This is a genomic window from Dyella acidisoli, from assembly GCF_030160295.1.
GTDB classification, from domain to species: Bacteria; Pseudomonadota; Gammaproteobacteria; order Xanthomonadales; family Rhodanobacteraceae; genus Dyella_B; species Dyella_B acidisoli.
Map to the genome: position 1 here is coordinate 19385 of NZ_BSOB01000064.1, position 19779 is coordinate 39163.

Below are 19779 nucleotides of genomic sequence, written 5' to 3' on the forward strand. Positions count from 1 at the left end.
GATGGAACTATCGGATAGAACATATAAGTCATAGTTATAAATATAGATATCGCCATGGCTCGCCAGAACCTCAACGATTTGCTCGCTTTCACCACGGTTGCGCGCATGCGCAGCTTCACCAAGGCGGCAGCTGATTTGGGCGTAAGCCAGCCGGCGTTGAGTCAAACAATCCGTGGACTTGAAGCCCGACTCGGCGTTCGACTCCTTACCCGCACAACGCGCAGCGTGTCGCTCACCGATGCAGGTGAGCATCTACTGAGCTCGATAGGCAGTCGTCTCGACGAGATCGAGGAGGAATTGGACGCATTGAGCGCGTTGCGGGATAAGCCTGCAGGCACGATACGCATCACCACCGGCGAACCGGCGTTTACTTCCATCTTGTGGCCAAGGCTTCGTCCGTTCTTGCGCAACTATCCGGACATTCGTGTGGAATTCGACGTCAGTTACGAGTTGAAAGATATCGTTGCGAAAAGATTTGACGCTGGCGTGCGCCTGGGCGAGCAGGTGGAGAAAGATATGATCGCCGTCAAGATTGGGCCCGAGGTTCGAATGGCTGCAGTGGCTTCTCCAGCTTATTTTGCAGGCAAAACCAAGCCAAAGAAGCCACAGGAACTCGCCGAGCATCGCTGCATCAATCTACGTCTTCCTACCTACGGAGGGCATTATGCGTGGGAATTCGAGCGCAACCGCAGGGAGATCCACGTTCGGGTGCAAGGGCAGCTCGCTTTTAGCGCAGCACATCATATTGTCGCTGCATCCATCGACGGTTACGGCGTGGCCTTCGTGCCAGAGGACATGGTGTTGGCGCACATCAAAGCAGGACGTCTTGTTCGTATCCTCGAAGATTGGTGTCCGGCTTTTCCGGGTTATCACCTCTACTACCCGAGTCGACGCCAACACTCTCCGGCGTTTTCCTTGCTGGTGGAAGCGTTGCGCTATCGATAGCTACCAACAACAAAGCGCTACGATTCGATCATCCGCAGGTGGGAGGTTAGCGAATCCGCGCACATGGATAGAAGCGTGATTGGCGCCGGGTTTCGCCGATTGGAATTTCGATCAAGAGCTTCGGCGTGTGCAGTGCGATGTTCTAGCCCCTTCGGCTGCGTAGGCTGGAAAGCAATCGTAGATTGGGGTGCAAACCCCAACATCACCATGTATGCATATGTCGCGATGTTGGGGTTTACACCCCAACCTACGTGGCATTCCAACCTGCGCTACATTCGCCTAACTCAGAACAGGTATTTCAAGCTCGCACCCACGCCATAGTCCGGGCTGCCATTGGCGAAGCCGCCAAGCACATACGCCTGCAAGCGCAACTTCTGATTCAACTTGTGATTCCAATAGGCCGTGACTTCGCTTTGCGGGCCACCGTTGGTTGCGATCTTCTGGCGATAGTCGTAATACACGCCGACATCGTCATCGTGGCTCAGTTTGTAGCCGAGGCCGATGTTGGCGTTGAAGCCATTCTTCAGCTGGATGTATTGCGAGCTGCCGTATTTCATCCAGCCCACACCGCCGAATGCGGTCCAGTTGCCGTAGACCTTATATGTGTCCAGCGATGCGCCGTAGTCGTTTTCGCCGGTGCCAAGACCTTTGTTGGCATCGGCGGTGCCGAATTTGACCTTGCCGGTAACGTCAACGCCAAACGTGTGGTCGCTGCTTTGGAATACTTCATAGCCAGCCGAAGCGACGATATCGCCGAGCCCTGATGCTGAACCAGTGCCCGTCGTTGTGGTGGTTGCGGTGCTTCCTGCAGCACCACGGCCGTGACCACGTCCATGAGGATTGCTGTTTTTGACGCGACCGACACCGGGGATCACGTTGCCTGCACCGCTGATGTCCACATAGGGCACCACCAACTTGAAGGTCCAACGGTCCATGTTATAGGTCGCTGTGACAGGAACCGACCAGATGTTGGTGGTGGTGTCGGTGCCATATTTGCCGCTGCTGAAATCCGCGCCGGCTGCAAGGCTGAACTGATCGTCGCCACTGCCAGCCGCATGCGCGGCAGTGGTGCCGAGCAACAGGCCGGCGGTGATCAAAAATGGCTTCTTCAACATCGATGAATTTTCCTTTGAACGTGCGCAATCAGGCACGCAGCCCAGCGATGGGCTGTTCTGCGCGCCAACGGGGTAGAGAAACGAATTAGCCGCCGGGACGACCGGCGTGATCAGGACGATCGGGGCGTTCTGGACGCTCGGGCACGTCGACATGCTCAGGACGCTGAGCGATATCCGGCTTGCTTACATGATCAGGATGCGTGTGCGCATCACGGTCCACGATCTCGACACGCGCTACCTGCGTATGCACATGTCCTTCCCCGGCTGCGCTGCCGACAGCTTTCGGCGAACGCATCACATCGCCGAGCTTGAAGCCGAGATTGTTCGCGATCTGCCCCCAGCCTTGTCCTGCAGCACGGGATGCAAGCACACCGTGCAATGAGATTGTGCTGCCGTTAGCAAGCACCAAGGTTCCGCCATTCAATGCCGCGGCGAGTTCAGCCGAGGTGGGGTCGGTGATGCCTTGTTTGGCGAGGCTGGCCTCAGCCAGCGACAAGGCGATACGCACGTTGCCGTAACCCAGTTTGCCCGTGTCCGGTGTGAACGTGGTCGTGGTAGTTGCACCCGTGGCCGAAGTGCTCGTCAACGTAACGGCCGTGCCGTTGTGCAGACCATTGACCAGCGCTTGGGCATTGGCGTTGGAACCGGCAAGGCTCGTGAACTCAGTGGTGAGTCGCGTCGTTTCTTGTGTTGTTGTTGTGCTGGTCGTCGTCGTGGTAGTGGTGGTGCTTGTCTGCGCAAAAGCAGGCAGGGCCGAAGCCGACGCGACGATAATGCTGGCGCAAATCAATCGAAGTGAAAAACGGTGGATACGCATAACCGACTCCCGAAATGCATGTGAAGACCCCCTGTTGATGTGCAAGCAGGTGGTTCCATCACACGCCCACGGTCTTTTCCAATTAAGACTGCCGTTCGGGCTTCGCCAGACACCAAAGTAGTGTTCGGGATGGGGGACGTTCCTGACAAGCCAACCCGAAAGTTTGGTTAAGTGACTGTTGTGTTGCTTATGTGAAGTGCGTCAACTATTCATGTTGCTTGCGCGGGACTGACGACCGAATCGACGGTAATGCGCGCGCATGCTAACCGCTTTTCATGGATTGCTGTGTAAACCGTTACATGCCATATTTTCGCTGTCTTGCAGCTTGCCCGACTCCATGACGACAGCAGGCCGTCGAGCAAGTGCTCTGAGCAGAACTTATTCCATTGGATGGAGAAGTGCCCATGAGTATTACCTTTCATTTTCCCTCGGGCATGGCGCTTCCGGCGCTCATGATAGAGCTGCAATACGAGCTTCCCTGGTTGTTCGATGACGACGCAGTCGTGGGCGATGGCTTCGCCTTTTATTCGCAGGAACCCATCGATACCGCGCTTTGGTTTGCACGAAAAACGTCACCGTCGATACTCGCGGCCGCCAACAAACTGGGTGTGTTTGGCAGTGCGCCGGATGGCTCGCTGTTTGCGTTGTGGCAATCACAGCGAGGCGATTATCCGGTGGTCTGCCTTGGCTCCGAAGGCGGTACCCAAGTGCTGGCCGCAAGCTTTGCGGACTTTTTGAGGCTGCTGGCGATTGGGTACGGCGCCCTGGAAACGGCCGGCGTCTATGACGAACCGCCCGAGGAAGATGCTAGTTCTCCGCTGTTGCGCGATTGGCTCGTGGCCAAAGGATTGGATGTGCCTGGCACGGGCGAGCAGATCGTCAGCGCCGCCGCCCAGGCTCATCCGGACTTCCATGGCTGGTGCGAGGACGCCATACACGGCGTGTTGAACGAAGCCGTGCCGACACCTGCAGCGGACGTTGCGCCTGAGTCCATGGATGGAATGTCGGGGAGTCTTTGGGATCACCTGATCAGCGCAATCGGCAAGCCGTCGAACAGTCCGCAGGTCGTGTCCTTGCTGAGGCGCTTGCAAGCACGGGCGCTAAGCAGCACCCATCCGAATAACCCGGATACGCATGTTGCTGTCCAGGACATGGGCATCGAGATAGAAGCCAGCTGCGCGCTTCATCATCGGCAGTACTGGCCACCGCGAAGGGAAGGGCGGGTTTATGTTTCCTACGTGCATCGAATCCGGTTGAGCCATGATGCCTATGTCGGCCCGCTGCCCATGCTGGAGAACTGGCCGTGGGACGTAGTGACGGAATCGTCGCGGACCTGGCAGTCCCCGGACCGCAGCTTGCGCATCAAGCAAGATTTCGAAGAAGGAACATTGGCGTGCACCCACCTGGCTTTGCCTGAGGAGCGCGCGTACATAACGGCATCACCCGCGTACGAAATTGAGAAGCCGCTGGTGTACGTGGAAGACGCATTCTTCGCAACGTGGTGTGCATTGAACGGATTGTTGGATCCGGAGAAGTTCAACGAAAAGGTGGTGCAACCCTGGCAGAAGCGCACTCAGACTCCGCTTACTTTCCTGCATATCCCCTGCGACAACGTGCTGTGGAGCGGCGACATTCCTGAAACATTCGCTTCGTTCATCAGCGCCTACTACCTTGGATTCTGCGACTCCGAAGAACAGACATGGCGCAGCGATATCAAGCAGGTTTTCGGTTCCAGCAACCATTTCCGCAAGGACACCGACGCGATGACACCGGATAGCTGGGATGCCTATGACCGCATAGCGAAGCGCATCGTATTGCGCTTTACCCAGTGGAAGGTCGGGAAGCTCAAGCGAAGGGAGTGTTGAGGCTTGGTTCCTTTACGCTGGGGCGGCGGCAATGTGCAGTTGGACTTCCGCGATATGAAGTTCGACTGGGCATTCGACTGAACTAACCCACTCGGTGCTTGGCGAGGGAGAGTTTGTAGGCTGGGATGACAATCCCAGCATCACCATGCACGCATACATCGCGATGCTGGGATTGTCATCCCGGCCTACGCACTGACTGTATTCGAGTGACGGGTGGCTGGTACTGGCTACAACCAATGAAACGATGCTACATATGCCGGCGGAAAGCCAGGGTTGCTTTCGACGTCCTACGGCATGTAGCCATAGTGCTACCCGAGTCAAAAGTCCCTTATTCTCGAACTGGAAAAGATGCGTATGACCAATTCGATACAACAGGCCGCACAGAGCATCATTGCCTCGATGCAGCGCGCATATGGTGGGGAATCCACGTTACTTGACGCTGACGAAAGCCATTTCCGGCATCTGGATCTCCGGTTCTATCGTGACTTCCAGGGCCAGCATGAAGCCCAGGGTTTTCGCCATCTGCGCGATGTCGAGGTCGCTGAAATCTCGAATTCGCCCACAACGTTCGTGGCGCGCACCTTTATCCGCAGCATGGTTTCCGCGGATGGCGGAACCGTGGCTTACTACTATCAAGTCAAGCCACGCATGGGGCGCTTAATACGCCATTTGCTGCGCGGCTTGAAGAACGGCCGCTGGCTGGACACGCCGAGGTTCTTTCTTCGCACCCTGAAGACCAAGCACTGTACGGATTACGAGAGCGAATTGAGTAACGGCCATTTCATAACAACCAGCAATGCCCAATCCGCGGGCAATCTTTCGCTGCCATCCACCATCGATAGCGAATTTCATCCTTATGGCACCTCACCCGTAGTGGTGGCCAACCGACATCGTCAGCGCCTTGACGCATATTTTGCATCGGCGCCTGATGTGCGCCCGCGCCTGGTGCGAACGGTAGAAGATTTGACGCAAATGCAACGCAGGATCAAGGCGCAAAAGAACGCGTATCGTGCTGCTGTGAAGTGGGTAACGCAGGCCGATCTGGAAAGAATGTCTTTGGGCAACCCATTGCTGGCTGAGGCCGTATACGAAGAAATACGCAGGCAGTTGGGTGCTGATGGCGGAGAAGGGCGATCGGCAACCATCCAACCATGACGCATCCGATTTATCGGTTCGATGATTTTTGCCTTAATCCTCTTTCCAGGGAGTTGAGCCGAAATGGTGCCCCCGTCGCACTTGCGGCCAACGGATTCGACTGCCTGGTGTATTTAATCGAACACCGTGAGCGTGTTGTTGGAAAGGACGAACTGATTGCCGCGGTGTGGGGTCGGTCCGATATCAGCGATAACGTTCTGGCGCAGACTCTCGTGCGGCTGCGGCGCGCGCTGGGAGACGTTGGCAATGAGCAAGGCTGTATCAAAACCGTGCCACGCGTCGGTTATCGATGGATGCTGGATGTGGCCGTCGAATTCCAGGCTGATTCCGCCGAATCGTTGATGATCGAACGCCATGATCGAGGCGACCCTGGCACCGTCGAGGTTTCCGATCCGCTGCCCGCAGCGAAACCGAAACGACGCTTTTTCGTAGGGGCTTTGCTTTTATTGGTGGCTCTGGGTGGTGTGTATTTGAGTTGGAAGCCTCACCACCACGCGCTGATCCAGCCCGTATTGGATTTCGATCACAGCAATGCGGCGGTGTTGCCCGCCGAGGTGAATGCTCCGGAAGACTCGAAATGGCTGCGCTTGGGATTGATGGACCTGATTGGCGGTGATTTGCGTGCAGCGAAGATTCCCGTCGAAAGCAGCCAGGCCGTACTCGATATGCTCAGTCAGACGGATATGGGCAGCAGCTCGAAGTTTGCTGCATTTACCTTGGTAATCCGTCCGCATGTGACCTTGGACAACAACCTCTGGCATGTCCACCTTGATGCAAGCAGTCCCGATGGCCGCATCTGGCAGGCGGAATCGTCGTCCGACAATGTGCTGAAGGCGGCACGCTCAGCGGACACTCGGCTGCTGGCCCAGATGGGCTTTGTCGCAGAACCCGGCAAGCCGACCACCGATGATGCGAAGGAGGAATATCTCATGCGCATTGACGCGGCAACGTATGCTGGTGCCAGTGAAGTGGTGCGCGAACTGCTCGACAAGGCTCCCTCCACTGTTCGCGAGATGCCCGAATTCGACTACGCCAAAGCCGTATTCCACTGCAACCAAGGGGAGTTTGAGCTTTGCAAGCAGGGGTTGGCCGATCTATTGCAGCGCTTACCTGCTGACAAGCAACCGGTATTACGTGGCAGAGTGCTTGCTCAGCAGTATTACGTCTATTTCCGCGAGCACGATTATGCTGGGGGCGAGGCCGCATTGAGCGAAGCGGTGCAGCTTCTGCAGAAGCAAAAGAACACCACGTATCTGGCGTTCGCTTATGCCCAGCGTGGAGAGATGGAGCTTCTTGACGGAAAACTAGATCAGGCGCAGTCCGACTTCGGGCTCGCCCGCGTCAACTATGCACTGGATGGCTTTACCGTCGGCGCGCTAGACATGGATGCAGCCATGGCGAGACTTTCCATGCAACGTGGGCAATATGCGCAAGCGCTTCCGGTGATACAGCGCGCCTACGACGAGTACCAGCGCATGGGCATGCGACAATTTCTTCCCGATTTGCTGCAGGACATGATCGTCTCGCAAAGAGCGCTGCTGCGATACGCCGACGAACTGGCTATCACTGAGCGCTACTGGCCATTCGAACAGAAGCATTGGGACATCCCGGAAGAAATCACGCGCCACTTGCTGGTGTTCGAGCGAGCGCACGCACTGGCCGACAACGGTCGCACCACCGAGGCAAGCAAGCTGCTGGAGCAGGTGCTTGCGGACATCGAACACGACCCGAATGGCGAACCGGGCTTGCAGGGTTGCGTCGAAACGTTGCTGGCCAAACTCGCGTTGCAGCGGGGCGATATCCAGGCATCCCAAGCCTGGATATCCAAAGCCCTCGGAGGACAGTTGCTGGAAAAGGATCCCGACAAGCGGGATTACGCGGACGCGTGGCTGACAAACGTGATGGTGTTGCAACGTGCCGGCAAGAAGAAGGAACTCCAGGAGGGCATGGCCGCCATGCAGGCATGGGCAGCCAAACAGCCGGCTCAGGACGAATGGATTACCGTTCTGCTTCTGCGTGCGCAAGCGGCCGTAGCGTGGAGCGAAGGCCGTCATGATCAGGCGTTGGAGCAGCTGAAGCTCGCCATGGACAAGGCGGATGCATGGGGTGTGCCTGAACTCATCGTCGACGCAGGCCAGGCTTACGCGCGGGCTTTGCTGGCCGCCGGCAAGGTGGAAGAGGCTTCATCTGTCGGCGGCAAGCTTTCGACGTGGAGCCAGTTGGATTGGCGCGCGGCATGGACGCAGGCGTGCGTGTATCACGCGTTGGGACAGGCACCTTCGTCGGAGCAATACCGGAGCAAAGCGTTGGCGCTTGCGGGCGATCGCGAACTGCCAACGGATGCTTCAATGTTTATTTACTGAGATTTTCAGTCTCAGGTTGGAGTGCAAACCCCAACATTCCCGCGCGCACATAGCATCCCGATGTTGGGCTTTGCACCCCAACCTACGCACCAATGAAAAGTCGTGTCATCGACGCGACGACGCACCACGCTACGACGGACAATGCGGACCGCCGTGCGGCGACCAGCAACGTAAAGCCTACTAAAGCAATCGCGAAATCTTTCCCATCATGCACGGCGCTGATCCACACTGGGTCATAAAGCGCATAAGCCAGCAGCCCGACCACCGCAGCATTCACGCCAGCCAACATTCGGGCCGCTTGATCACGAGACGCTAGTGCGCGCCAGAAAGGCAAAGCCCCTGACACCATGAGCAGTCCGGGCAGAAAAATGGCCAGCAGACTGACCAATGCTCCCAGCGCAGCACCATGTCCGCCCTGGTATTGCTCGCCCAAGAAGGCCGCCAAGGTAAACATCGGGCCGGGTACGGCTTGCGCCGCGCCGTAGCCGGTCAGGAACGTATCGTCACTCACCCAGCCGGGTGCGACGACCGCCTGTTTGAGCAAGGGCAGTACGACGTGGCCTCCGCCAAACACCAGGGCGCCGGTGCGATAGAACGCGCTTGCCATGCGCGCCAAGGGTGGCAGTCCTGACGCGAAGATCAAGGCAAACAAGAGCAGTGCTGCATAAGTACCTATCAGTATCAGCCCTGTTCGTTGCCCATAGTGCAAAGGAAAGATTTCGCCTTGCCGCGAGGTGATTTTTTTGCATAACAGCGGACCCAATGTTGCGCCGCCTGCAACCACCGCAAGTTGCACCGCTGAACCGGAGCTCATCGCGATCAGGCCTGCAGCGACCGCTGCTATCAGTGCACGCGGTGCATCCGGGGTGAGCGTGCGGGTCATCGCAAGAACACCTTGGGCAACGACAGCAACCGCTACCAGTTTCAATCCATGAATCACGCTTTGGCCCCACGCCCCGGTAAGAAAGTGGCTGAGCGTGCCGAACGCAAACAGCAAAACTGCGGAGGGCAGGGTGAACGCGATAAAGGCTGCGATCGCGCCCAACCAGCCGGCACGGAGCAGGCCGATTGAGAAACCAAGCTGGCTGCTGGCCGGGCCCGGTAGAAACTGGCATAACGCGAGCAGTTGCCCGAAGTGTTCTTCGTCCAACCAGCGCCGCCGTTCCACAAACTCCCGATGGAAATAACCCAAGTGAGCGATGGGGCCACCAAACGAGGTCAGGCCGAGTTTGAGGAACGCCGCACCTACTTCCCACGGATTACCTTGGGAAGCGGTCAATGATTGGGATGGTGACGCTGATGCAGATGTCATGCGCACTCAAACAACGCCATGAAACCGAAATCCATATGCAACTGCATATGACAGTGGAAGAGCGACAGCCCGCGCTGATCAGCCGTGAAATCGATATCCATGCTCTGATAACCGCCGAGCATCGCCACGTCCTTGATCACACCGCCGGTGGGCTGACCGGCAATGCGGGTGATTTCGAAACTGTGTCGATGCAGATGCATCGGATGAATATCGTCACTGGCATTATGCATACGCAGTCGGTAGCGCTTGCCGTGTTGCAGATGAAACATCGGTTTCATGGCTTTCATGTCGAAGGCTACGCCGTTGATGGTCCATCGGTTGAAGCCATGATCTGCGGCGTTCTGTTTGGCGAACGTCATCTCGATGATCTCGTCCGGGGTGGCTGGTTTAGCATTCGTTAGCGCAAAGCGCCGATAATCCCAGGCGAATGGTGGCGGCTTGATCCATTGCGGCTTGCCGCGATGGCCCGCGTATTCGACCACGACGCCCATGCCATGGCCGCGATCATCATCGTCGAGATCACCCAGTATCCATGTGCCAGGATGCTTCATGTCGACGATGGCGCTGATGCGTTCGGCAGTGCCGACCCAGAGTACCGGCACCTCGGCCGGGTGGGGCACAGGGTTTCCATCCAGCGCAACCACCTTGAAGGTATGACCAGGCAACGCGAGGCTGCGTATCTCCGTGGCGCTGCCGTTGAGCACGTGGAACAGCACTCGCTCGCCGGGCTTGACGCGAATCGGCTCGCCGGACCCGAGCATGCGGCCATTGATGGCAAAGGCCTGATAGCCCACCTCGTAGCCCTTGGCTTGGCCGCTTGCCAGTGACGCCTTCATCGCCGACTCGCCGCTTTCTTCCAGCGCATGCTCGCGATCAGCGGGACGAAGAAAATCCATGGCCATATCGCCGCCCTTGCTGAAGAAAGGGTCGAACTCCTTGAGGGTCAAAAAAACTTCGCGATCGTAGCTGCCCGGTTCGCGGCGAGGTTCGACGTAAACCGGCCCGACCAGACCGCTGTACTGACCCACGCTCAGATCGCTGCCAGCCACGACATGTGTGTGATAGAAGCGGAATCCCGATGGGCCAGGCACGAACGACAGGCGGCGCATGCCGTGCGGTTGAATGTAGGGCGTGCCTTCTTCGGTCGCGCCATCAACATCCACCGGAACAAATTGCCCGTGCCAGTGCAATTGCTCGGGAATATCCGTGTCGTTGTAGACATCGACCACGACACGCTGCCCTTCTTTGAGGCGAATCAATGGCCCGGGAAATTGGCCGTTGTACGTTGTCGTGGACACGATATGGTCGGGGGCCAGCTCCACCAGGCTGCGCGCGATGCGCAGCGTGTAATCAGCCTTGCCCGGTGGTGCAATGGTTGACATGGCTGCCTGGGCGTCGGCCGTACGCGTCCAGGTGGGCAAACCTCCCGCCAAAGCGGCGAAACCACCAAGTTTCAGGAATTCGCGTCGGTCGATCGACATGAGGCGCTCTCAGAGATTGATGGAGATCAAAGCGGGGTCACTGGTCCATGTCACAAAGCATAGGGTACAGCTGAGTGGCGCCACCGTGATCAGGCGGGGTGGCGTGTCATATGGGAGGGGCCAGGGTTGCGGCAACGTTGCTGACGGTAGGACGAAGCTCTACAGTGTCGAAAAGGCTTGTCGGTAATTTCCCTTCGCAACGAGGTGAAGGCATGGATATTTCCGATCTGCTTGCCAGCATGGCAGCGCAGCGCGCTTCCGATCTTTACCTGAGTCACGGCGCGCCGCCGTTGATGGTGGTTGCGGGTGTGCCGCGCTACGTCGGCGACGCGCCACTCACGCCGATCAACACACATGAGATCGCCTATTCGCTGCTGAGCGACCGTCAGCAGAAGGAATTCGAGTCCACGCTGGAGATGAACCTCGGTATCGCACCGGCGGGCATCGGCCGCTTTCGCGTGAACGTGTATCGGCAGCGCGGTGAGGTGGCGATTGCGATTCGCTACATCACCACCGAAATTCCGGACCTCGATACGCTTCGCTTGCCATCCCGATTGCGCGACCTGGTGATGTTGCCGCGCGGGCTAGTGCTGGTGGTGGGGGCGACCGGCTCGGGCAAATCGACGACGCTGGCTTCCATGCTCGACTATCGCAACAGTAATCGCGGCGGACACATTCTCACCATCGAAGACCCCATCGAATATCTGCATCAGCATCGCAAATCGGTTATCGACCAGCGCGAAGTGGGCATCGATACACTGAGCTACGCCAATGCATTGCGCAATGCCATGCGTGAAGCGCCGCACGTGATCATGATCGGCGAAATTCGTGATCGGGAAACCATGCAGCAAGCGATCTCCTACGCCGAGACAGGTCATTTGTGTCTTTCGACACTGCATGCCAATAACGCCAACCAGACACTCGATCGCATTCTCAATTTCTTTCCCGATACCGCACGGCATCAGTTGCTAATCGATCTGTCTCTCAATCTCAAGGCAGTCGTTTCACAGCGGCTATTGCATGCCGTCGATGGCACCCGTGTTCCCGCAGTGGAGTTGCTGTTGGGCACCGCATATATTTCCGATCTGATCGAGAAGGGCGAGATTGCAACGATTCGCGACGCCATGAAACAGAGCAGCGAGGTCGGCATGCAAACCTTCGACCAGGCGCTCTACGCGCTTTATGCAGCCGGCACGATCAGCTATGCCGAGGCCATCGAACACGCCGACTCCCGCACGGATCTCGCCCTTCAGGTTCGCCTGCAAGGGCCCGCGCCAAAAGAAAGTGCGTCCAGCGTGGTCGAAGGCGTGGATCTTCCGCTGTCCCTGAAATTGGGACGCTGAACAGTATGCGTGGCCTGTGATGTACAGGCAGGTACAAAGGCAGGATGGCAGAGAGGTATTGAACGCTCTCGTAAAAGCTGCACGCGCAGATTGGCAGTCTTTGTCAGGTTTGGGATAGGGTGAGTTGTACGGATGCCCATCGAATTCTTTCATGCACGAGTACAGAAGCCATCAAAGCGCTTCCTTCGCGACTTGATGTCCTATATCGCGGCGTACGCTGCCTAGCCCGTGGTACTCGTCGCTTTCAAAATAGTCCTTCAATTTGACGTCGACGCTGCCGTTGATGCCGTAATCCGTGCTGCCGGCGCTTAGCATGGCGGTCATGGCGCGCAGGATTTGCAGCTCGGGCATCAGCTCTTCCACAAAGAGGAACTGACCGGCCTGGTTGACCTCCAGAAAGTAGACCTCGCCCTCCGGGTCGACGACCAGATCTATGCAGCCGAAGACAATGCCAAGGCGTTGCATCACATTGCGTAGCTTGGCTTCCAGCGAGGCGCTTACGTCGAATAGTTCGATCTGCATGTCCTGATCATGGGAATGCGGGCGCCAGTCGAAGTAGGCGCTGCCGGATGCCTTTCTCATTTGGATGGCAAAGATGTGGCAGCCGATGATGGTTACACGAACGTCGTAGGACTTTTCGATGTAGCGCTGGTAGATGCCAGGGCTCATCGCGATGGCTTGCTCGGGAAGGTCGGTGGCTGCATCCAGCATCACCGCGCTCATTTGATACGTGATTCCTTTGCTGCTGTTGTCCCAGCTTTGCGGATAAAACGTTTTGAAAACGACTCTTCCCCAGCGATCGATCAGCTTTGCTACATCGGTCGCACGATTGCCAAAGATCGTGTCGGGTATAAGCAGCCCGGCTGCGCGCGCTGCTTGCAGTTGCAAGAGCTTGCTTTCGGCATAGTCCGCGGCACGGGGACGGTTAACCCACAAGGTGTTGAGCAAGTCGTCTGCGGCGTCGAATACACTTTTCTGAAAATACTTCCACTGACCTTCGATGAAGCTGCGATCTGCCTCCAGGCAGGGGCCGGCTTCGGGCAGGCGTGGGCGGCGGTACCAAATGGATCGGATTTGCGTGCTATCGATGTGATCTATGGAGACATGATCTTCTGCGTCGTCGACATGAATGGAGAGGCGTGTTGTTGCGTCGACACGAAAGGAGGGGTTGAGCCGATAAGGCACACCGTTGCGCCGCAGCGCCCAGGCGACAGCGGAAGCGTGTGGATCATAGTCCAAGGAAAAAATGAGGACAAAAGCGTTCACAGCGGCTCCCGGTGTTGTTGCATAAAACCGCCACGGTGAACCGTGGCGGCCTGTTATGCAGCGAACTGCAAAAGCAGTTCGAGATAACTGGATAACCGGCTGCTCAGCCGAGATCCGGCCAGTCGGTCGGTAGGTGTCCCGAACGGACAGTGTTTAAAAGCCCGTTCTTCGTCATCGAATCCACATCTTCGGTGCGCATTTCACTGGCCATCATGCGTGCAAAGGGACGTACGATCTCGACGTTTTCGTTATTCATGGGGAATAACCTCCAGTTTGCATTGATGACAAGCGGTCATCACGCTTCCTGCTGTGCAAGAAACTGTTTGATAGCAAGGGCTTTCCGGGCAAAGGTAGGGTTGCCCCGGTGTAGTCGCTTTTGCGAGGGTTTTGTTGACTGACCGACTGTTCCATGTTCGAGCGCTTGTAGTGGTCCCTCACGTGGAGAACGGCTTGCGGCTCTCCAGTTGGTTTGGTCAAACAAATGCTTCCTAGGGATCTTTGCGCTGATTATGTGAGAGTCATGTGAAAATGATCTTCACGTTCTTGCGTTTTTTTGCCCATCACTTCGGTAAAAAAATGCGTTCACGTTGATGCGTTTTCAGGGTGAGTCGTTGGCGACGCCGAGCTGCCAAGAACAGCGAAGCTGGTCAATCTGAGGTGATTAATTAGCTAGTTGCGTGGCGATACGCGTGGCTGAATTTTTTTCGCTGGTATGCGTTTTTTGGCAGTTTTGGAAATTATGTAGATCCCGCTGCCATAGGGGGAGCGATTTATCCATGCATGGAAGACGATCAGCAAACACGCATGCCGCGATGATGGGGAAAACCCTAGCTAGGGAATGGCCTAGTTGGCTCGGGTGATATCGATTTTCATACTTCGCACATGTCGTGAAGCGTTGCATCGCTTCATTACTGATACTCGTTGGCGCCGGGCGTGTTACTGCCAAGGATGGATACAGGACGTTGGCGTAGCGAGATGAGCACAGGCTGATTTGCGACTCCCCAATCTTGATAGAGGGCAAAACCATGACTCACGTCTCCCCCGTTTACGCCGGCACGATCAACCAGATCACCAACAACGGAATCAGCCGCGCGGAAGCCACCGAAATCGTTCGAAATGCGCTGAATGAATTCCAGAACCAAGCTTCTGAACCGCTGATCTCCATGCTTTGCAATGGCGGCGGCAATTCGGGTGGCTGGCTGGAAGCCCTGGCCAAGGCGCTTGGTGACAAGCTGAACCAGGCTGCCAACACGCTGAAGAACAACGCGGGTTCCGTCAATGCGGACAACCCGGGTCAAACCACCCAGTTGAGCGCAGAGGCTGAAGAATTCAGCCAGATGATGGATGCGTTCAACAACGTCATCAAGACGCTTGGACAGTCGCTCGACACGATGGTCCAGAAGCAGTAATAGGCTTTCGAAACCAGAGCCGGGGTACCTCGTTGGTATCCCGGCTTTCACGCGTCTGCAGGTTTCTACACCATGTCCACACATCGTTTGCGCAATGTCTCTTTCTGGGCGGCCACCGCTTTTCTTATGTTGCAGCCCTTGCATGCGCAAGGTGGCGGTCTGAGTGCCGGCGATGTGGACGGTGTCTGTCTTGTGAAAGGATTTAGAACCGGCGTGGGTGGGATGCGTTTGCCCGTTTGGCGACCTTATCTTCTATTGAAAGATGGCACGGCCTATAAGAGCCCGAAGCTGGCGCCCGATAGCCTCGACGTTGCGCAGTCGCGTCAGAGCGAAGCCAGTAGCTGGGGAACATGGACAGGAACGGGGAATGATCGGACCATCAGCATGCCCGGCCAGACCTCGATGACCAGTGCTCAATGCATGCAGCCGGCAGATGCCGGAAAGTCGATACAAGGCAACTACAAGCATGTTGGCGGTGGCGGCAACACCGTTAGCGGTGGCCACGCCTCGTTCATGCGCAGCGATAACTATCGCTTTTATTCCGATGGCCGCTTCATTAGCAGAAGCAGCAGCGGGCTGATAGCGGGGAGTGCCGCGGTCGCTTCTTCCGATGGTACGCGGACGGGGCACTACCGTATCCACGACTATTCGATTGATCTGCGCTACGACGACGGCAGCGAGGCACATCTGTTTTTCTACGCCGATGGCGACCAGCTGTTGCACATCGGCGATGCAGACTATGTTCCGTCGAATTGACCAAACGCCAGGCACGTGGGTCGGGGTGTAAACCCCAACATTGTTATGTGGATCAAGATCGGGATGTTGGGGTTTTCACCCCCACCTGCGCATTGTTAGTCCCTAGGGAAATTCCCAGCTTGGCAAGCTGCTCGACGCAGTGCGTAATCGCTTCCATGGCAAAGATGGATGCCTCTTCACGCTGAAAGAGGCATGGCAACAATCGGCGGGGGCGACTGTTTGCTGATCCATCTGCCGTCTTTTTACGCGGAAGAACAAGGGGCCATCATGGCAACGGATCCAACCCAAAGCGCACCTTCATTGGGCGGCGCTCATGCGTTTCCGTTATCAGCGGGCGGCGACGCTCGCCATGCTGCCAACGATCATGCGTCGATGCGCACAGATGCAGCAGGTCTCGCCTGTGCACAATCGCGAAGAATGCGGCTGCGAGGGATCGGTTATGAAGACATACCCCAACTCAGCCGTCTGTTCGCACAAACCAAGCAGCATCCGCTGCTGATGGCGAGTCCTACGCGCTTTATCGATGTGGCGGCCATCGTTGCTTGTGCCAACAGGATCTATGTCCATACGCCTGGTCTTGGCGTCTGGCGCGCGGATGCACTGGATGGCACGTTTATCGGCCTTTTTTCCCTGGTGCTGATCGAGGGGAGCACCGATGTGGAAATTCACGTACGGTTGACTCCTGAAGCATGGGGGCACTGGTACGCGATCGAGGGAACGCATCTGCTCTGCCGGCAGGCGTTCGACGCGCTCGGTCTGCCGCGCCTGTTTGGCTACTGCCATCCGGATTATCGGCGGATAAGACAGATCATGACGCGTTTCGGTTTTAGCGACTTGGGATTGCGCGAGCACCGCGGTCAAGTCGCCCTTTGCTATGAACTGGACGCGTCAATGTGGCGTGAGCGTGGCCAGCTGGCTGAGACATTAAACTGGCTCTGAAACATCAGAGCTGGTGCACGATCCAGCCAGGTGGCACCGGTGCAACCGGTACCGTGCCGCGAATGGCGACCTGGACAACGTCTTCGGGGGTGCTGTTCGCCTGCTGCCAACGCTGGGCGAGCCGCCCAAGAATGTCGCGGGTATCCTTGGTGTAGGTACCCTCCAACTCGGTTCCCGCTTCCGTTTCGAGCTTACTGGCGTAGAAGCTGCGCAATTGCGGATTGAGTTCGAACAACTTCAGCAGTTTGCGCATCGCATCGGCGTACAGCGCTTTCTCAAGCATGGGCCGCTGAGTCTGTTGGCAGTACCACACGGTGAGATATTCGATCGGCCCGAGCAAACGGCGGCGATTCATGGAGCCTGCTACGTGAGCGGACACATCCTCGGCATCGCTGCGACAGGAACTGCCCCAGGCACTTAGCTGACCACGAGGCAGATCCATTCGTTGCGCGGCGGCGGCAAGCAGATCGGCTATGCACTGCTTGGCGGACGCATCCTCGCTCTCGGCAACAATCAATAGCACCTTCAAAAAGACAGGATACGCGTCGTCACCCAGTTGGCGCACCAAGCGCTTGGTCAGCGCCAGGCGCCGTTCCATGGATGATTCTTGTTGAAGGGTACCCACCAACCGCCGGGTCATTTCCAGCAACGGTTCGGCCAGCGTGTGAAGATCGGCAGACATGCACGCGGCCTATGCCGGGAATCAGTCGAGCGGAGCCAGAATATGGTTGACCAGCTGATCGAGTTGCGAGGTGGGTGAAGCATCAAACACGGCATGCGTGCTCAGCGTGCGCTCGGCGGCGCTGGTGCGTCCCCACACATCAAGCTCCAGCAACTGATTGCCGGTGGCTGCCCTGAGTTCGGCCGAAACACTCTGGCCGACGGGCGCCTGGACCGCCGAGACATCCCCTACGGTGGGAGGCAACAAGTGCGATGTGAGATCGGTAAAGTTCATGGCGCCCGACGTCGATTCCATGCGTATAGCAAGTGTAGGTCTGCTGCCGCGTTGCGCCACCTGGGGGATTCCCTAGGTGGTGGCGGCGGGTAGATCAGAGCATCCTTAACTTGCGCAGGCCATGGCCGCGTAGTTTGTCCATCAGGTGATGCATGGCGGAGCAAAACAAGGACAGTGGCGATCGCACTGAGAAGCCGACCGCCAAGCGGTTGCGCGACGCGCGCAGGGATGGCGACGTCCCTAAAAGCCGTGAGCTGACCAGTACGGTCGTGGTGCTGGCCTGGTTGCTGATGGTGATGATGGGCATGCCCTTGATCCACACGCGATTGAACGAATTATTCGACACCGTCCTCCAAGGTTTGCATCAGCCATTCGACCGTGCTCTGCACAACGTCGGCTGGGCCGCATGTATCGCGTTTCTATGGCTTACTGTGCCGCTTCTATTGGGGGCCATGGCCATTAGCGCGATGGTGGAATTTTTGCAGGTGGGGCCTGTATTCGCGCCCAAAAAATTCAAGCCTGACCTCAGTCGAATGAATCCGACCTCGGGTATTGCGAAGCTGTTTTCACAAGAGAATCTGATTGAAGTGATCAAGGCACTCGCAAAAAGCGCCTTGTTGATCGGCCTGTTCGTGTGGCTGTTGTTTGCCCTTATCGGCCAGTTTGTAAAATTGCCCTATGCACCGCCCGAGGGGATGGGCGATGCGTTGTGGATTGCCGTGAAGCGCTTCGCAACTGGCGTGATCTTTGTGTTCTTTTTCGTCTCGGCATTGGACGTGTTTTATCAGCGTTACGCCTTCACCAAAAAAATGAAGATGAGCCGGCGCGAGATCAAGCAGGAGCTGAAAGAAAACGAAGGCGATCCGATGATCAAGTCGCGCCGCCGTCAGTTGCACCAGGAATGGTCACAGCAAAACACGCTTGCCAGCGTGCGCAAAGCCAGTGTGGTGGTGACCAATCCTACTCATCTGGCGATCGCGATCCGTTACGAACAAGGTGAAGACGATCTGCCGGTGATCGTCGCCAAAGGCGAAGACCATGAAGCAGCGCTGATTCGCCAGGCCGCGGAAGAGGCCGGTGTGCCGATGATGCGCAACGTGAGTCTGGCACGCAGCTTGTATGAGAACGTGGAGGTGGATGAGTATTTGCCTGGTGATTTCTTTGAGGCAGTGGCGGAGTTGTTGCGCTGGGCGGAGTCGATTCGAGCTTCGCGCGACGGTAAGTAGGTTGGGGTGCAAACCCCAACATTGCGAAGCATTTGCCTGATGCTGCTCCCCTCTCTCTCTCTGATCGTATCCTCACTCCCAACCCCTTTCACGACTTCTTGATTAGCGTCTCGCCTCAGCTGGGCATGTCGTGGTGTTGGGGATTGCCTGCGGCGCTTTCGGAGCTTTCGGCCCCTAAAGGGCCCGAGTCACTTTTCTTTGCGGGCCCAAAGAAAAGTAACCCAAAGAAATGGCCTAAAAGGCTCACAGCATGGGGAGGCTAAAAGCCTGAACGTGTATGGCTAGATAGGTGGTTGGTTGCCCAAGGTTCGACGCTCCCGCTATACCGCGAGGCGTCGAAGCGCTGAGGACTTAAAGCAGATCGGGCAGATCTCAGCCGAGCTCAACCTGTCGGAGGGCGGGCTTTAAGCCCTCAATGCTTCGACGCCTCGCGGTATAGCGGCACTGTGGAAGCTTGGCTCGCCAACGATCAAAGCAGGGCGTCATCGTTCAAGCTTGTAACTTATGCAATGCCATGAGCTCTTCAGGCCATTTCTTTGGGTTGGCGGTCTCTAAACTCAAGTGCAACACCCTCTCCCAAAGGAACGTCATGGGTAAGCACTACAGCCACCTGAGCGCGGAAGAGCGTGGCGCGATCATGGTTGGCAAAGCAGGTGGCCAGAGCGCTCGGCAATTGGCGCTCCTGCTTGGGCGCTCCCCCAGTACGATCAGCCGTGAACTAGCCCGCGACGGTCATCTTGAACCGTCTGCCCTGCCGCGCATGGGGCGCCCACGGTTGGCTTACGAGGCACAGCGTGCCGGTCAGCGTGCGCGTCGGTTAAGTCGCAAACCG

The 19779-nt window shown here is 57.2% G+C and carries 18 protein-coding genes; 10 read left to right on the plus strand and 8 right to left on the minus strand.

What is annotated here, in order from left to right:
* Positions 1-54 precede the first annotated feature (54 nt).
* Entirely contained in the window at positions 55-945 is an 891-nt protein-coding gene (locus QQJ86_RS22670) for a LysR family transcriptional regulator (protein WP_284323246.1), read from the plus strand.
* A 284-nt stretch (positions 946-1229) separates the two neighbouring features.
* Here QQJ86_RS22670 and QQJ86_RS22675 read toward each other — a convergent pair whose 3' ends face one another.
* Positions 1230-2060, minus strand: a complete 831-nt coding sequence (locus tag QQJ86_RS22675) for a transporter (RefSeq protein WP_284323247.1) — start codon at positions 2058-2060, stop codon at positions 1230-1232.
* 85 nt (positions 2061-2145) lie between these two features.
* A complete protein-coding gene (locus QQJ86_RS22680; RefSeq protein ID WP_284323248.1) occupies positions 2146-2877 on the minus strand; it encodes a hypothetical protein in 732 nt (243 codons plus the stop codon).
* A 404-nt stretch (positions 2878-3281) separates the two neighbouring features.
* Here QQJ86_RS22680 and QQJ86_RS22685 point away from each other — a divergent pair, with 404 nt between their 5' ends.
* From QQJ86_RS22685 to QQJ86_RS22695, 3 genes are all read left to right on the plus strand, one after another.
* The gene (locus tag QQJ86_RS22685) at positions 3282-4742 is read left to right on the plus strand and encodes a DUF7832 domain-containing protein (RefSeq protein ID WP_284323249.1); all 1461 of its coding nucleotides are present in this window, start codon (positions 3282-3284) and stop codon (positions 4740-4742) included.
* 354 nt (positions 4743-5096) lie between these two features.
* On the plus strand, positions 5097-5897 hold the full coding sequence (locus QQJ86_RS22690; RefSeq protein ID WP_284323250.1) for a hypothetical protein: 801 nt from the start codon (positions 5097-5099) through the stop codon (positions 5895-5897).
* Positions 5894-8260: a winged helix-turn-helix domain-containing protein gene (locus QQJ86_RS22695; protein ID WP_284323251.1), complete on the plus strand. Its 2367-nt coding sequence runs from the start codon at positions 5894-5896 to the stop codon at positions 8258-8260. The genes QQJ86_RS22690 and QQJ86_RS22695 overlap by 4 nt, the downstream gene beginning before the upstream one ends.
* Before the next feature lie 82 nt (positions 8261-8342).
* Here QQJ86_RS22695 and chrA read toward each other — a convergent pair whose 3' ends face one another.
* Both chrA and QQJ86_RS22705 read right to left on the minus strand, forming a co-directional pair.
* Complete coding sequence (chrA, locus tag QQJ86_RS22700; protein ID WP_284323252.1) at positions 8343-9572, minus strand: chromate efflux transporter; 1230 nt, start codon at positions 9570-9572, stop codon at positions 8343-8345.
* Complete coding sequence (locus QQJ86_RS22705) at positions 9569-11053, minus strand: multicopper oxidase domain-containing protein (RefSeq protein WP_284323253.1); 1485 nt, start codon at positions 11051-11053, stop codon at positions 9569-9571. Before QQJ86_RS22705 ends, chrA begins: the two co-directional genes overlap by 4 nt.
* Positions 11054-11265: 212 nt before the next feature.
* Between QQJ86_RS22705 and QQJ86_RS22710 the strand changes: the two genes are divergently transcribed.
* Positions 11266-12396: a PilT/PilU family type 4a pilus ATPase gene (locus QQJ86_RS22710; RefSeq protein WP_284323254.1), complete on the plus strand. Its 1131-nt coding sequence runs from the start codon at positions 11266-11268 to the stop codon at positions 12394-12396.
* Positions 12397-12567: 171 nt separating this feature from the next.
* On the opposite strand, the gene QQJ86_RS22715 is transcribed toward QQJ86_RS22710, so the two are convergent.
* Together QQJ86_RS22715 and QQJ86_RS22720 are read right to left on the minus strand one after the other, a co-directional pair.
* On the minus strand, positions 12568-13662 hold the full coding sequence (locus QQJ86_RS22715; RefSeq protein WP_284323255.1) for an MvdC/MvdD family ATP grasp protein: 1095 nt from the start codon (positions 13660-13662) through the stop codon (positions 12568-12570).
* A gap of 103 nt (positions 13663-13765) precedes the next feature.
* Entirely contained in the window at positions 13766-13918 is a 153-nt protein-coding gene (locus QQJ86_RS22720; RefSeq protein ID WP_284323256.1) for a hypothetical protein, read from the minus strand.
* Between the two features lie 769 nt (positions 13919-14687).
* Between QQJ86_RS22720 and QQJ86_RS22725 the strand changes: the two genes are divergently transcribed.
* From QQJ86_RS22725 to QQJ86_RS22735, 3 genes are all read left to right on the plus strand, one after another.
* Positions 14688-15071 carry a hypothetical protein gene (locus tag QQJ86_RS22725; protein WP_284323257.1) on the plus strand — a complete coding sequence of 128 codons (384 nt, stop codon included), beginning with the start codon at positions 14688-14690 and terminating at the stop codon, positions 15069-15071.
* Positions 15072-15143: 72 nt separating this feature from the next.
* A complete protein-coding gene (locus tag QQJ86_RS22730) occupies positions 15144-15827 on the plus strand; it encodes a hypothetical protein (protein ID WP_284323258.1) in 684 nt (227 codons plus the stop codon).
* A 192-nt stretch (positions 15828-16019) separates the two neighbouring features.
* The gene (locus QQJ86_RS22735; protein WP_284323259.1) at positions 16020-16766 is read left to right on the plus strand and encodes a GNAT family N-acetyltransferase; all 747 of its coding nucleotides are present in this window, start codon (positions 16020-16022) and stop codon (positions 16764-16766) included.
* Positions 16767-16770: 4 nt separating this feature from the next.
* Here the strand turns inward: QQJ86_RS22735 and QQJ86_RS22740 are convergent, their stop codons facing one another.
* Both QQJ86_RS22740 and QQJ86_RS22745 read right to left on the minus strand, forming a co-directional pair.
* Positions 16771-17448 (minus strand): hypothetical protein, encoded by a 678-nt coding sequence (locus QQJ86_RS22740; protein ID WP_284323260.1) that lies wholly within the window; start codon positions 17446-17448, stop codon positions 16771-16773.
* A 21-nt stretch (positions 17449-17469) separates the two neighbouring features.
* Positions 17470-17742: a hypothetical protein gene (locus QQJ86_RS22745; RefSeq protein ID WP_284323261.1), complete on the minus strand. Its 273-nt coding sequence runs from the start codon at positions 17740-17742 to the stop codon at positions 17470-17472.
* Positions 17743-17873: 131 nt separating this feature from the next.
* On the opposite strand from QQJ86_RS22745, the gene sctU reads away from it, so the two are divergent.
* The gene (sctU, locus tag QQJ86_RS22750; protein ID WP_284323262.1) at positions 17874-18947 is read left to right on the plus strand and encodes a type III secretion system export apparatus subunit SctU; all 1074 of its coding nucleotides are present in this window, start codon (positions 17874-17876) and stop codon (positions 18945-18947) included.
* Between the two features lie 589 nt (positions 18948-19536).
* Positions 19537-19779: helix-turn-helix domain-containing protein (locus QQJ86_RS22755; RefSeq protein WP_284323263.1), on the plus strand; the 243-nt coding region annotated here is incomplete at its 3' end.

What these genes read in the sequence shown, in the direction of transcription:
- QQJ86_RS22670 (WP_284323246.1), top strand. Translation starts at nt 55, where the DNA reads ATGGCTCGCCAGAACCTCAACGATTTGCTCGCTTTCACCACGGTTGCG.
- QQJ86_RS22675 (WP_284323247.1), bottom strand. Translation starts at nt 2,060, where the DNA reads ATGTTGAAGAAGCCATTTTTGATCACCGCCGGCCTGTTGCTCGGCACC.
- QQJ86_RS22680 (WP_284323248.1), bottom strand. Translation starts at nt 2,877, where the DNA reads ATGCGTATCCACCGTTTTTCACTTCGATTGATTTGCGCCAGCATTATC.
- QQJ86_RS22685 (WP_284323249.1), top strand. Translation starts at nt 3,282, where the DNA reads ATGAGTATTACCTTTCATTTTCCCTCGGGCATGGCGCTTCCGGCGCTC.
- QQJ86_RS22690 (WP_284323250.1), top strand. Translation starts at nt 5,097, where the DNA reads ATGACCAATTCGATACAACAGGCCGCACAGAGCATCATTGCCTCGATG.
- QQJ86_RS22695 (WP_284323251.1), top strand. Translation starts at nt 5,894, where the DNA reads ATGACGCATCCGATTTATCGGTTCGATGATTTTTGCCTTAATCCTCTT.
- chrA (WP_284323252.1), bottom strand. Translation starts at nt 9,572, where the DNA reads ATGACATCTGCATCAGCGTCACCATCCCAATCATTGACCGCTTCCCAA.
- QQJ86_RS22705 (WP_284323253.1), bottom strand. Translation starts at nt 11,053, where the DNA reads ATGTCGATCGACCGACGCGAATTCCTGAAACTTGGTGGTTTCGCCGCT.
- QQJ86_RS22710 (WP_284323254.1), top strand. Translation starts at nt 11,266, where the DNA reads ATGGATATTTCCGATCTGCTTGCCAGCATGGCAGCGCAGCGCGCTTCC.
- QQJ86_RS22720 (WP_284323256.1), bottom strand. Translation starts at nt 13,918, where the DNA reads ATGAATAACGAAAACGTCGAGATCGTACGTCCCTTTGCACGCATGATG.
- QQJ86_RS22725 (WP_284323257.1), top strand. Translation starts at nt 14,688, where the DNA reads ATGACTCACGTCTCCCCCGTTTACGCCGGCACGATCAACCAGATCACC.
- QQJ86_RS22730 (WP_284323258.1), top strand. Translation starts at nt 15,144, where the DNA reads ATGTCCACACATCGTTTGCGCAATGTCTCTTTCTGGGCGGCCACCGCT.
- QQJ86_RS22735 (WP_284323259.1), top strand. Translation starts at nt 16,020, where the DNA reads ATGGCAACAATCGGCGGGGGCGACTGTTTGCTGATCCATCTGCCGTCT.
- QQJ86_RS22740 (WP_284323260.1), bottom strand. Translation starts at nt 17,448, where the DNA reads ATGTCTGCCGATCTTCACACGCTGGCCGAACCGTTGCTGGAAATGACC.
- QQJ86_RS22745 (WP_284323261.1), bottom strand. Translation starts at nt 17,742, where the DNA reads ATGGAATCGACGTCGGGCGCCATGAACTTTACCGATCTCACATCGCAC.
- sctU (WP_284323262.1), top strand. Translation starts at nt 17,874, where the DNA reads ATGGCGGAGCAAAACAAGGACAGTGGCGATCGCACTGAGAAGCCGACC.